At 63.2% G+C, this 12,251-nt stretch carries 16 protein-coding genes; 3 read left to right on the top strand and 13 right to left on the bottom strand.

The window, feature by feature from the left end; translation table 11 throughout:
• Nucleotides 1-79: 79 nt before the first annotated feature.
• From recX to QM716_RS09700, 8 genes are all read right to left on the bottom strand, one after another.
• Nucleotides 80-655 (bottom strand): recombination regulator RecX, encoded by a 576-nt coding sequence (gene recX, locus QM716_RS09735; RefSeq protein ID WP_283303942.1) that lies wholly within the window; start codon nucleotides 653-655, stop codon nucleotides 80-82.
• A gap of 8 nt (nucleotides 656-663) precedes the next feature.
• On the bottom strand, nucleotides 664-1,701 hold the full coding sequence (gene recA, locus QM716_RS09730) for a recombinase RecA (RefSeq protein WP_007735170.1): 1,038 nt from the start codon (nucleotides 1,699-1,701) through the stop codon (nucleotides 664-666).
• A 272-nt stretch (nucleotides 1,702-1,973) separates the two neighbouring features.
• Nucleotides 1,974-2,168 (bottom strand): DUF3046 domain-containing protein, encoded by a 195-nt coding sequence (locus QM716_RS09725; protein WP_003942185.1) that lies wholly within the window; start codon nucleotides 2,166-2,168, stop codon nucleotides 1,974-1,976.
• 52 nt (nucleotides 2,169-2,220) lie between these two features.
• Complete coding sequence (locus QM716_RS09720; protein ID WP_283303941.1) at nucleotides 2,221-3,384, bottom strand: glycosyltransferase; 1,164 nt, start codon at nucleotides 3,382-3,384, stop codon at nucleotides 2,221-2,223.
• Nucleotides 3,385-3,396: 12 nt separating this feature from the next.
• The gene (locus QM716_RS09715) at nucleotides 3,397-4,932 is read right to left on the bottom strand and encodes a glycerol-3-phosphate dehydrogenase/oxidase (protein ID WP_283303940.1); all 1,536 of its coding nucleotides are present in this window, start codon (nucleotides 4,930-4,932) and stop codon (nucleotides 3,397-3,399) included.
• A 2-nt stretch (nucleotides 4,933-4,934) separates the two neighbouring features.
• Nucleotides 4,935-5,573, bottom strand: coding sequence for a TetR/AcrR family transcriptional regulator (locus QM716_RS09710; protein ID WP_283303939.1), 639 nt, complete (start codon nucleotides 5,571-5,573; stop codon nucleotides 4,935-4,937).
• A 71-nt stretch (nucleotides 5,574-5,644) separates the two neighbouring features.
• Entirely contained in the window at nucleotides 5,645-6,358 is a 714-nt protein-coding gene (locus tag QM716_RS09705; RefSeq protein WP_283303938.1) for a PIG-L deacetylase family protein, read from the bottom strand.
• A 17-nt stretch (nucleotides 6,359-6,375) separates the two neighbouring features.
• On the bottom strand, nucleotides 6,376-6,552 hold the full coding sequence (locus tag QM716_RS09700; protein ID WP_283303937.1) for a hypothetical protein: 177 nt from the start codon (nucleotides 6,550-6,552) through the stop codon (nucleotides 6,376-6,378).
• 237 nt (nucleotides 6,553-6,789) lie between these two features.
• Here QM716_RS09700 and QM716_RS09695 point away from each other — a divergent pair, with 237 nt between their 5' ends.
• The 3 genes from QM716_RS09695 to QM716_RS09685 are packed head-to-tail and all read left to right on the top strand — an operon-like array spanning nucleotide 6,790 to nucleotide 8,675.
• Nucleotides 6,790-7,386, top strand: a complete 597-nt coding sequence (locus tag QM716_RS09695; protein WP_283303936.1) for a biotin transporter BioY — start codon at nucleotides 6,790-6,792, stop codon at nucleotides 7,384-7,386.
• A gap of 6 nt (nucleotides 7,387-7,392) precedes the next feature.
• Nucleotides 7,393-8,073 (top strand): energy-coupling factor ABC transporter ATP-binding protein, encoded by a 681-nt coding sequence (locus tag QM716_RS09690; RefSeq protein WP_283303935.1) that lies wholly within the window; start codon nucleotides 7,393-7,395, stop codon nucleotides 8,071-8,073.
• Nucleotides 8,070-8,675: an energy-coupling factor transporter transmembrane component T family protein gene (locus QM716_RS09685; RefSeq protein WP_283303934.1), complete on the top strand. Its 606-nt coding sequence runs from the start codon at nucleotides 8,070-8,072 to the stop codon at nucleotides 8,673-8,675. Before QM716_RS09690 ends, QM716_RS09685 begins: the two co-directional genes overlap by 4 nt.
• Nucleotides 8,676-8,695: 20 nt before the next feature.
• Here the strand turns inward: QM716_RS09685 and pspM are convergent, their stop codons facing one another.
• The 5 genes from pspM to pgsA all read right to left on the bottom strand — a co-directional run bounded on the left by pspM (nucleotide 8,696) and on the right by pgsA (nucleotide 12,148).
• A complete protein-coding gene (gene pspM, locus QM716_RS09680; protein ID WP_283303933.1) occupies nucleotides 8,696-9,541 on the bottom strand; it encodes a phage shock envelope stress response protein PspM in 846 nt (281 codons plus the stop codon).
• A 31-nt stretch (nucleotides 9,542-9,572) separates the two neighbouring features.
• On the bottom strand, nucleotides 9,573-10,385 hold the full coding sequence (gene pspA / locus QM716_RS09675) for a phage shock protein PspA (protein ID WP_283303932.1): 813 nt from the start codon (nucleotides 10,383-10,385) through the stop codon (nucleotides 9,573-9,575).
• A gap of 156 nt (nucleotides 10,386-10,541) precedes the next feature.
• Nucleotides 10,542-10,922 (bottom strand): helix-turn-helix domain-containing protein, encoded by a 381-nt coding sequence (locus QM716_RS09670; RefSeq protein ID WP_283303931.1) that lies wholly within the window; start codon nucleotides 10,920-10,922, stop codon nucleotides 10,542-10,544.
• Nucleotides 10,923-11,012: 90 nt separating this feature from the next.
• Nucleotides 11,013-11,510, bottom strand: coding sequence for a CinA family protein (locus QM716_RS09665; protein ID WP_283303930.1), 498 nt, complete (start codon nucleotides 11,508-11,510; stop codon nucleotides 11,013-11,015).
• The gene (gene pgsA, locus QM716_RS09660; protein ID WP_283303929.1) at nucleotides 11,507-12,148 is read right to left on the bottom strand and encodes a CDP-diacylglycerol--glycerol-3-phosphate 3-phosphatidyltransferase; all 642 of its coding nucleotides are present in this window, start codon (nucleotides 12,146-12,148) and stop codon (nucleotides 11,507-11,509) included. Before pgsA ends, QM716_RS09665 begins: the two co-directional genes overlap by 4 nt.
• Nucleotides 12,149-12,251: the final 103 nt, after the last annotated feature.

Below are 12,251 nucleotides of genomic sequence, written 5' to 3'. Positions count from 1 at the left end.
GCCCTGGCTGTGCTCCGCCCCCCGGGCGGGGGGTGTGCAACCAATTGGGGTGACACACCCCGCTCCTGGTATTTAATGCCTACGACTCGGCAGCAGCCATCTCGGCTTTGACCACCTCGTACGACATCCCCGCTGAATATCCCTTTCGTGCGAGCATCGAGACCAGTCGGCGCGTGACCTTGTCACGATCATCGACGGGCTTGTTCTTCAGCTTCCGCCGAACCAGCTCAGCTGCTCGCTCGCGCTCGTCTTCCGGATCGATCTGCGACAGCGCTTCGGAAGCCACATCCTGGTCGATGCCTTTGAGCCGCAATTCGACTGCAAGCGCGCGCTTTCCCTTGCCCGAGTACGTGTGCCGCGAATGAACCCACTGGTTCGCGAAGTCTGCGTCGTCGATCAAGCCGATTTCCTGGAGCCGATCGAGAACGCTCGTGATGATCTCAGGCTCGAAACCGCGCCCGATCAGCTTTGTGTCCAGTTCGGAACGACTGCGCGCCCGGTCGGCCAGGAGGCGTAGGCAAGCATCTTTGGCCTGCGCCTCCGTCCCACCTTCCGCGCGTTGCGACGGCTTCTCGGATCGTTGACGGGATCGACGCCGAGGCGCGCCGTACTCTTCACGAGCATTCTCGCCGTTGTCACCGTCGTCGAAGCTCATGACTGAACTCAGAAGTCAGCGGGAGCTTCGTCGGTTGCAGTGACGTCAGCACCGATACCGAGCTTTTCCTTGATCTTCTTCTCGATCTCGTCGCGGATATCGGTGTTCTCCAGCAAGAACTTACGAGCATTTTCCTTGCCCTGACCCAACTGGTCACCTTCGTAGGTGTACCAGGAGCCGGACTTGCGGATGAACCCGTGCTCGACACCCATATCGATGAGCGAGCCTTCCTTGCTGATGCCCTGGCCGTAGAGAATGTCGAACTCGGCCTGCTTGAACGGCGGCGCGACCTTGTTCTTGACGACCTTGACACGAGTGCGGTTACCGACTGCGTCGGTACCGTCCTTGAGAGTCTCGATGCGACGGATGTCGAGGCGAACCGAAGCGTAGAACTTCAATGCCTTACCACCGGTGGTGGTTTCGGGAGAACCGAACATCACGCCGATCTTCTCGCGAAGCTGGTTGATGAAGATGACGGTGGTGCCCGAGTTGTTCATGGCACCGGTGATCTTGCGCAGCGCCTGGCTCATCAGTCGAGCCTGCAAACCGACGTGGCTGTCACCCATCTCACCTTCGATCTCGGCGCGAGGAACAAGAGCGGCCACGGAGTCGATCACGACGATGTCGAGGGCGCCCGAACGGATCAGCATGTCGGTGATCTCGAGAGCCTGCTCACCCGTATCGGGCTGCGAGACCAGAAGCGCGTCGGTGTCGACACCCAACTTGGCTGCATAGTCAGGATCAAGCGCGTGCTCGGCGTCGATGAATGCGGCGATGCCGCCGTTGGCCTGAGCGTTGGCAACTGCGTGCAGTGCCACGGTGGTCTTACCCGAGGATTCCGGGCCGTAGATCTCGATGACGCGGCCACGCGGCAGTCCGCCGATACCCAGCGCGACGTCGAGCGCGATGGAACCGGTGGGAATGACGGCGATGGGCTGGCGGACACCCTCACCCAGGCGCATCACCGAACCCTTGCCGAAGTTCTTGTCGATCTGCGCCAACGCGAGGTCGAGTGCCTTGTCCCGATCAGGTGCCTGTGGTGCCATCGTGATCCCCATCCTTGTTTCAGTCTTCAGTGCCTGCCTGAGCAGACTCCGTCTCTTCAGCGCCTGCCTGAGCCGACCCTGTTGGTGTGTTGCGATCAGAGTAGATCCGGCCACCGACAGACTTTTCGATCTTGGTTTCGTGCTCGTCGATCACTGTGTTTGTCGATCACCGAAAGTTCGCAGTTACGAAAGGAGCGTCACCACCGAACAGCTTCAGCATAGACGAACACGTGTTCGAACAGAAGACGAGAGACGTTCGACACGCCGAAAAATCAGCGGCGGGCCGGCGGTACGTCGAACTCCACGCAGAGCGCGCGCCACACCTCACGGGGCTCCCAGCCTGCTTCGACGGCCTCCGCGGCAGTCATTCCGTCGAGACTCTGGAGTACATGGTCGATCAGCATCGAGTCACCTCGTACCTGCCCGAACTCTTCGCGCACCATTTCATGAAATTCGGTCAACCGCACAGCCGCCACCGTAGTCCACAGGGTGATGTATCTGCACCCAGGCGCAGTCGGCTCACGCCGACACACCGCCGTTGACCACCTGTCGGCACACCACGACCGGATCGACGACCTGCGACGCAGTAGCGGCAGCCGCCCTCGCCGCTTCCGTGAATCGCCCATCGGAAAGCACCTGTAGTACTGCATCGCGAATCGACTGCGCATCCGCAGGCCGCACGATCACCGACGTGCCTGCCCGCGCAGCGCGATTGGCCAGCTCCCACTGGTCCCCTCCCCCAGGAACGACGACGGTCGGCACTCCGGCCAACAGCGCCTTCGCCAACATGCCGTGCCCGCCGCCGCACACCAACACCGCCGCGTCACGCAGCATCGCGTCCTGACGACCGAGACCTGCACGAACCCAGTCAGGTTGTTCGCCTTCTGCTCCCTCGAGTATCGATGCGATCAGCCTGACACCGGCTCCGTCGAGGCCTTCGACGGTCCCCTCGAACATTCCCACTGCGCCGGTGTGTGCCGTGGACGGCGCCACCATGACCAGCGGCTCGTCACCTGGCGGTGGATCCAGAATCACCTGAGTCGGCTCCCACAGAAGTGGGCCGACGACGTGTGCGTGCTCCGGCCAGTCGGGGCGAGGCACCTCCAGTGCCGGAAGTGTTGCGATCAGCCGCGCTTGGGGACCGGGATCGAGAGCGGGCAGTCCGACACCGACACGGGCCTGCGAGCGCTGGGCCAACCCTTGCTTGATCGAACGTCCTGTCGCTGCGCGCATCAGGGTGTCGCGGAGTCGACCGCGAATTCCGACGCCGGGCGCGAGCCCACTGCCGATCGGCGGCAGACCGCGCGAGGGTGAGTACAACGGGTGAGGCGAGAGTTCCACCCAGGGGATGCCCAGCCGTTCCGCGGCCAATCCACCTCCGGCAGTGAGGATGTCGGAGACGACGAGATCCGGGGAGACGGATTTCAGGTCGGGAAGCAGTTCGCTCGAAATATAGGCGGCGCGCGAATGAATCCGAGCGCCTGCATCGAGATCGTCGTCTCCCGGCCGCGGAGCCAAGCCTTTGAGAGGCTCGGCTTCCACGCCCGCTGCTCGCGCTGCCTCCACCCACCGGGTCCCGGTGTACAGGATCGGATCGTCGCCGGCCTGGATCAACGCCAGCGACAACGCTATTGCGGGAAAAGCATGACCCGGGTCCGGCCCGGCAACGACGGCTACACGCACCGGATCAGAGTGTCACACCGAGTGAAACGCCTGTTCCGCCGCACCCAGTGCGCCTTCGCGATCCGAAGCCACCAATCCGATTCTGGTCCTGCGATCAAGGACGTCGTCGACATCGAGGGCAGCTTCGTGTGATACCGCGAAATCGAACTCGGCGCCGCAGATCTCCAAGTCCGCAACCGGCCGAAGACGATCACTGCTCGCGGAGGCAACGATCTCCGCTTCGGTGCCGTATCGCGCCACGAGAGAGGCGGGAGCCTTGATCTTTTTCAATTCCGCCGGCGATGCAGCACCTACCAGCGGCAATGCGCGTGTCCTACACGCACCGGCACTCAGCGACCCGACCTCGACCGCAGCGCCGACAGCGTCTTCGGCCATCTTGCGGTACGTCGTGAGCTTGCCGCCCACCACCGTGACCAGGCCCGAAGCCGAACGAACAACAGCGTGATTGCGGGAGAGGTCGGCAGTCGAGCCTTCACCGGTGTCCAGCAAGGGGCGCAGACCCGCAAAAGTCCCCAGAACGTCCTGCCGTGTCAGCGGAACTTCCAACGCCGTGTTCACGGTGCTGAGCAGGAAGTCGATCTCGTCCTCGGACGCCGTCGGCACGTCGGGCACCGGCCCCGGCGCTGCTTCGTCGGTCAACCCGAGGTAGATCCGCCCGAGCTGCGCGGGCAGGGCGAAGACGAAACGGTTGGTCTCACCGGGAATCGGCACGGTCAGCGCTGCCGTGGGGTTCCCCAATCGCGCCGCGTCGAGCACCAAGTGCGTTCCGCGGCTGGGGCGAAGAGTGATGCTGGAGTCGACCTGATCAGCCCACACCCCGGTCGCATTGATCACGACGCGCGCCCGCATCAAGAACTCGGACCCGGTCAACTCGTCGCGCAAGGTGGCCGATGTTCCGGATACGTCGTACGCACCGACACGGGTCAGGATTCGCGCGCCGTGGGACGCTGCGGTTCGTGCGATGCCGACGACAAGACGGGCGTCGTCGATGAGCTGCCCGTCGAACGCAGTCAAGGCGCCGCGTAGGTTCTCTTGCTTGACCGCAGGTGCCAATTCGCGAGCGCGAGCAGCACTGACCGTCCGTGATCTTGGTAGTACCGACGCCGGGGTTCGCGCCGACATGCGCAGAGCGTCACCGGCCAGGAAACCGGTGCGCACCAGGGCCTTGCCGAAGAACGACGTCTCCGGTAACAGCGGTACGAGTTGAGGCATGGCGCGAACCAGGTGCGGCGCGGTGCGCGTCATGAGAATTCCACGCTCGACCGCACTTTCACGGGCGATGCCGACATTGCCCGAAGCAAGGTACCGCAGGCCGCCGTGTGCCAGTTTCGAACTCCACCGGCTGGTACCGAACGCGAGGTCGCGCTTTTCGACCAGCGCAACACTCAGCCCACGAGTCACGGCGTCGAGAGCGACACCGACGCCCGTGATTCCGCCACCGATTACCAGGACGTCGACCGAATCGCCGTTCGCCAACTGCTCGAGTTCACGAGTACGCCGCTGTGCGTTGAGAGCTGAATCGCTGCCTGCTGAATCTCGAGGGTTCACAGCTATTCTCCCGAATTCTCGACAGGTGCCAGATACGCAGCGACCGCATATCGAAGTTGCTCGACCGACGCCTCGGAGGAAAGCTCCGGCTCGAGTGTCGGTGCGGAGATGACGACGGACTGAGCCATCAGCAGAACCATCGCCGCGATCTCGGTGACGCTTCCCTCGCGAATCGAACCGTCCTGTTGACCGGCGGCGACGACGGATGTGATCAGCTCGAGAATCGACTTCTGGCTTGCGCCGAGCCGGTCCACGATGTACGTGGTCAGCAACTCTTGATCAGCTTGCCGAATTTTCACGAAGAGCGGATGGTCGCGAATCTGACCGACGACGTCACCGATCGCCTCCACGAGCAGCGCGCCCGCAGACCCGGTGAAGGTCACCTCGGGCAGCACCGATCGGATCTCCCGGGTGAGCAGGTCCGCGACCACGGCCCTCGTGTCCGGCCACCGCCGGTAGACCGTCGGTCGGCTCACGCCGGCTCGACGGGAGATCTCGGCAAGTGTGGTTCGCTGCATTCCGAAATCGAGGACACACGATCTTGCGGCGTCGAGAATCACGTCGTCGATCTCGCGGCTGGGGATGCGCTGACCGTCGGCCTTGCGAGGGGCAATTGGGTCATCTGCGTTACGGATTACCATCGTATGTAACACAATACCGGACAAGTCACCGGTAATCCCGTCGGGACTTGCGACTTTTCTCGCTCAGCTCATCAGAAATAGTACAACTCGAAACCAACTGCGCGCTCGGCATCAAAACCAGGCTTCGGTCCGCTGACCATGTCGATCTGTGCGCGGGCCTGTTCCCGGATCGGCACGGAACTCAATGCCGCCAGATAGCGTGCGTGTTCCGCGAGCGAATCCACGGCGCGATCGACCGTCGACGTCACGTCGACGCAGTGTGTGGGAGTCATCGTGTTCACCGCGACCCACCGAACACCGGACCACGGCGCCAACCCCTGAGCCGTCAAGGACGGAAAGATCCATTCGTTTGCTGCGTCGGCAGTTGCATCCAGGACGCTGATCCCGAGCGCGCGGTGATCCGCACTGTTGAGGTAGCCGGGCCCCCAGGTGTGCGAGTAGTTCATCGTCACCACCAATTCCGGACGGTGGCGACGAATTGCAGCGGCGAGAGTCGAGCGCAACTCCAGGCCTTCCACGAGACGACCGTCGGGTAGGCCGAGGAACTCCACCTCACTGACGCCGACGATCGCGGCCGAGCGGCGCTCTTCTTCCTCACGGACCGGGCCGGACTCTTCGGGCGACAGACCAGCGATTCCGGCCTCGCCTCGCGTGGCCAGGACGTATCGGACGTCCTTGCCTCGATCGGTCCACTGCGCCACCGCTGCAGCTGCGCCGTATTCGATGTCGTCTGGATGCGCCACGATGACAATCGCGCGCCGCCAGTCCTCGGGGAAATTTTCCATAGGGCCGATCTTGCCCGTCAGAACCGCGAAGCGGGGGAATTGTCATCACTTCCCGACATCGCCTTCACCAGGAAATAGATTCCGAAGCCGACAGCGCCGACCACCAGAACCCAGAAAAGCCCTTTGATCAGGGCACCGACCACCGCGAGTGCAACCCACACCAGAACGACGGCCAAAGCGATCTTCCAAAACATGCTTACCTCCAACGTGCCGTTGAATAATCAGTCGAATCGGACAGGTGCTGCGTCGTCCGTAGAACCAGCCTGACAGGTCTGACGCGACAAAGCAGCAGCTCAGCGGCAAGTTCAGGTAAAGATCAGGGTTCACCCCGAGACCGCCCCTCACGCAGGTCAGGTGTCCAACCCATTGCAGCGTGCGACTGGCGTAAACTCGCGAAGTTCCATCCCGTACGTCGAAGGAGCACGTCCGCAGTGTCTACGACCCGTTTCCCCGCTCGCGATCTCGCGCATGTAGCCGTCTTCGCCGCACTCATCATCGCGCTGGGCCTCCCCGGGTCGATCAACATCGGCATTTCCGGCGTACCGATCACACTTCAGTCGATGGGCGTCATGATGGCCGGCGCTCTGCTCGGACCGCGCAAGGGTGTTCTCGCCGTCCTGACGGTCATCGCCCTGGGATTGGTGGGGCTACCGGTCCTTGCCGGCGGTCGCACCGCACTCGTGTCTCTTTCGAGCCCGACGGCCGGATTCCTCATCGGCTGGATCCCGACGGCATTTGTCATCGGGTGGCTGACTGCCAAGATGTTGCCGAAGTACCGGATCATCGCGGGCATCGGGATCAACCTGCTCGGCGGGGTTGTCATCCTCTACGCGTTCGGCATCGTAGGAATGATGGTCCGCGGACACATGAGCTTCCTGGCCGCCTGGTCGGCCAACGCTGCCTTCATTCCTCTCGACGCGGCAAAGGCTGTGGTCACCGCGCTCGTCGCGTCCCAGGTCCATCGCGCATATCCAGCACTCCTGCGTGATCCGGTGATCTCGTCCACCAAGACCGTGGTGGCGAATTAATCTCCGATGAGTGAGATCGTCTTCGAGAATGTCGGCCACAGTTTCGGTGAACGAGCAGTCCTGCAGCAGATAAATCTGCGACTGAGCGAGCAGCGAATCGGGATCGTGGGTGCGAACGGAAGCGGCAAGTCTACCCTCGCTCGCATGATCAACGGACTGGTCGTTCCCACCGAAGGGCGCGTCCAGGTGAACGGCCTGGATACCGCGAAGAAGGGCCGCGACGTACGCAAGCAGGTCGGGTTCGTCTTCACCGATCCCAACCATCAGATCGTGATGCCGACGGTGGCCGAGGACATCGAATTCTCGCTCCGCCGTAGCGGTTTGGGTAAATCCGAGCGCGCCGCCAAAGTCACCTCGGTCCTGCAACGCTATGGTCTCGCCGGGCACGCCGACCATCCCACCCACCAGCTTTCCGGTGGGCAGAAGCAGCTTCTCGCACTTGCGGCCATCATGGTGACGGAGCCGAACGTGCTCGTCGCCGACGAACCCACCACGCTCCTCGATCTTCGCAACTCGCGACTCATCAGCTCGGTGTTCGAGTCACTCGATCAACAATTGATCGTCGTGACCCACCAACTCGATCTCCTCGAATCCTTCGAACGTGTGTTGGTTGTCGACCAAGGTCGTGTCGTCGCTGACGGCTCCCCCGCCGACTCGATCGGCCATTACCGGTCGTTGGTCTCGTGACCACACTCGGCGTCTACCGGCCTGGCACGTCGCTCCTGCACCGGATGCCGACGGGGATCAAGCTCCTCGGATTGGTCGTGGCCATCCTCTCCGTCTCGATCTTCGTACGTGAGCCGTGGCAACTGGCAGCTCCCGCGATCGTCGTTGTTGCCCTGTACGTCATTGCGCGCATTCCTCCGATGACTGCCATCCGGCAGCTGCGTCCGGCGCTGTGGATGTTGCTGTTCATCGGGGCGTTCCAGCTGGTGGTCGCGGGGTGGCAGCGGGCGGCCGTCGTTTGCGGCGTCCTGATCATCTCGATTGCCTTCGCGGCGATCATGGGATTGACGACACGAATCTCCGAGATGCTCGACGCGATCACCACATTCCTGACACCCTTGCGACGCTTCGGCGTCAATCCCGAACGGATCGCCTTGCTCCTGGCAATGACGATCCGGTGCATCCCACTCATGTTCGAGGTCATTACACAGGTGTCCGAAGCACGCAAGGCACGGGGGCTCGGCTTCTCGCTGCGTTCCTTCGCAGTGCCGGTCATCGTCGGCACCCTGATGACAGCGGATGCAATGGGTGAAGCATTGGCAGCCCGCGGCGCCGACGACTGAGCGCCGATCAGACCGAGCTGTCAGTTGTACTTGCGCGTGATGTCGTCCACCTCGCCGATGGCGTCGGCAAGCGCCGAAAGTCGCTCGGCGGCCGCGTGCAGCGCCGAGAGTTCTCGGTTGAATCCCACGAGCGCCGAAGGGCTGTGAGGCGCTGTCAGTGCAGCTGCCGAGGTCACCAGATCCTCGTACTGATCCAACCCCGACTGCAACTCACGAACTGCGCTGTCGATTGTGGGATCAAGAGGCTCGGTTACCTTGGGCGTCGCGGCCACCGCGCGTTCCATCGCGACCACGTCCGAAGACACCGCGAACATCGCTATCAGTGCCGAATCGGCGGTAGCGGTGATTTCGTCCAACTCACCAGGGTCGATGGTGTCGGCGCGTCTGAGAACACTCAAAATCTCGAACAGCGACGTCTCGGCACCGATGAGGCGAGACATCGGAACGAACGCGCGAGATGACGACGGTGGCAATCGTCTGCGAATCGGCGCCAACGGCGGTGGGCCGGAGCTCATCGAACGGTAACGGCCGACCGCGATGACGGCGGGAACCGCGAACAGTGCCGCTCCCCCGCCTGCCACCACCACCGACCACTCGGGAGCTGCTGCAACCGCGAGGCCGGCAGTGCCGACCACTGAACCGCCGGACATGAATCCCCATCGCTGCGCCCGTCGACGCGCACGGGCACGCTTGCGCTCGAACTTGGCACGCGGGTCCTGCCACCGCCGAGCGGCATCCGCCGCCGACAGTCCGACCTCGCGCAACGTGTCCGCGGTACGTCCCAACGCTCCGAAAGCGCCGGATACGGAAACGGGAACGGCCGACCGGGGCTCACGCCCAGATCGACCGTCTCGTGAAGAAAACATCAGAGCATCACTGCCGACATCGAGGATTCGGCTACTGCCCGGTCTGACCGGCAGCCGGGGGCTGCTTCTCGACGGACGGCGTCGCGGGAGTGGCTGCTGCGCCGCCGGACGGCAGTGCCTCGCCCTTCATGGATGCACGAATCTGCTCGAGGCGGCTGTGCCCTGCCATCTGGACCGAGGCCTGCTGGACCTCCATCATTCGGCCCTGGACGGAGTTCTGGGCGAGCTCGGCTGAGCCGAGTGCGTCAGCGTAGCGGCGCTCGATCTTGTCGCGCACAGCCTCGAGGCTGGGTGTGTTGCCGGGAGCCGACAGCGTGCTGTCCATGGAACGAAGCGACTCGCTCACGCGCTCCTGCATCTTGGCCTGCTCGAGCTGGCTGAGCAGCTTGGTGCGCTCGGCAACCTTTGCCTGCAGAGTCATCGCGTTCTGCTCAACGGCCTTCTTGGCCTGAGCGGCTGCCTGCAAGGACTGGTCGTGCAGTGCCTTCAGATCCTCGACGCCCTGCTCGGCCGTCACCAACTGAGCCGCAAAAGCCTCGGCGGCGTTGGTGTACTGGATCGCCTTGTCGTTGTCACCGGCAGCAGCAGCCTGATCGGCAAGGTTGACGGCTTGGCGCGCGTTGGCATTGAGCTTCTCGACCTCGTCGAGTTGACGGCTGAGCTTCATCTCGAGTTGACGCTGATTACCGATCACCGACGCAGCCTGCTGGGACAACGCCTGATGCTGGCGCTGTGCGTCCTCGATCGCCTGCTGAATCTGAACCTTTGGATCTGCCTTCTCATCGATCTTCGAATTGAAGAGCGCCATCAGGTACTTCCAGCCCTTGACGAAAGGATTAGCCATTGGTTTGATCCTGCCTCCATCTGATGCGCCGCGCCGAACGCGACCCGGAGCGCGACCGTCGCGCACCGAAACAAGGGCTGCGCCCTATCTGCTCTGACCCCACCTGCTGGAAACCGGCGGTTACGTACAAAATCTATCGGTTACGGCCGGTAGTGGCTACGCCGCCGCCAACCTTCGAGCGTTCGGTGCCGGAATCACGACGCGGGTATCTCGTGCGATAGTCGGCGAACCGGAAGCCGAGACAGAGCCGGATGCCGACACGGCAGGTTCGGTGACCTGTCGACCAGCTACCGGAGCGCTCTTCTTCGTGGCCAAGGTCTCGCTCACGTCGACCAGCACGTCGGACAGTGGGACTGCGAGCGCATCACAGATCGCTGCCAACAGTTCGCTCGATGCTTCCTTACGTCCACGTTCCACTTCGGACAGATAGCCCAAGCTCACACGCGCGCTGTTCGACACCTCACGTAGCGTGCGGCTCTGCGAAACGCGCGTACGCCGGAGACTGTCACCGATTGCCTCACGCAATAGCAGCGCCATCTCGCTCCTCCTTCATCCGTGACCTCATCGTGCATGGTCGTACGTCTTCACAATCGTCAACGTCCGAACACATCCGATTGGTTCCCGAGCCTATCTTGCCGCACGCTCTACGACACGATCACGCAACCGCGACACGGCAGTCGCGACCGCGGTTGTCCGAATCTCCCACCGTTCGCCGCAAAGCGCGAGCGCTACACATTCGGTTCCGTCCGGGCCGGCGATACCGAGAAACACCGTTCCGACCGGGTGTCCGTCCTGCTGACTCGGACCGGCAACTCCGGTCAGTCCGATACCCCAATCGGCACCGCACCTCGTCCGGGCGCCGAGCGCCAAAGCCACGGCAGTGCTCTCGGACACGGGGCCGTCTGACGCCAGGCGGTCGGGATCCACGCCGGCCAGCGTTGCTTTCAGGTCGGTCGCATACACGACCAGGCCCCCACGCAGCACCGCGCTCGACCCCGGAACGGACGCGACCGCAGCCGTGAACAATCCGGCCGTCAGAGATTCGGCGGCGGCGACAGTTTGCCTCGCAGCGCCGAGGGCTTCGACGAGTTCGACCACTCCGAGTCCGAGCAGCGGGTCGGTCATGACTCGACTGCGCGAACTCCGGCGCGAAGCCTGATCGCCTGCACGATGTATTCGATTCCCGTCGCCACCGTCAGCACGACGGCAGCAGCCATCAGCAGTCCGCTGACGATGGCCCAACTGCTCGGCAGCGGGCATAGGTAGAACCCGATCGCGACGGCCTGCACGAGGGTCTTGAGCTTGCCGCCCTTGCCTGCCGGGATGACCGCGTGCCGCAGCACCGCGAACCGCAACAGAGTGATTCCGAGTTCTCTGGCGATGATCACTCCGGTCACCCACCACGACAGATCGCCGAGAACCGAGAGCCCGATCAGCGCGGCTCCGATCAATGCCTTGTCCGCGATCGGGTCCATGAGTTTCCCGAAATCGGTGACCAGACCGTACTTCCGAGCCAATTGGCCGTCGATTCGATCCGTGATCGCGGCGACGATGAACACGCCCATCGCTCCGAGACGCCACCACGTCGAGTGTCCGCCGTCGACAAACAGAACAACGAGAAACACCGGAACGAGAACCATTCGCACCATCGTGAGAATGTTCGCGATGTTCAGCAACGGAACCGGGTTGTCCGCGACAGGTGTGCCATCGGACGGGCCGACGGCGGCGCGATGGGCGTCGGTCTGATCGCGCGGGGTACTCATCGGATCACCGCGCGGGCGGTGAGCCGAACCCGGGATACAGCCGAGCGGCGCGGGAATTGCGTGGGGCGGACAGGCACGCGACTTAGAATATCGGTAGGGCCAT

The organism is Rhodococcus sp. IEGM 1409 (genome assembly GCF_030056735.1).
GTDB lineage: Bacteria > Actinomycetota > Actinomycetes > Mycobacteriales > Mycobacteriaceae > Rhodococcus_F.
This window is presented reverse-complemented; position numbering and strand designations above follow the sequence as displayed.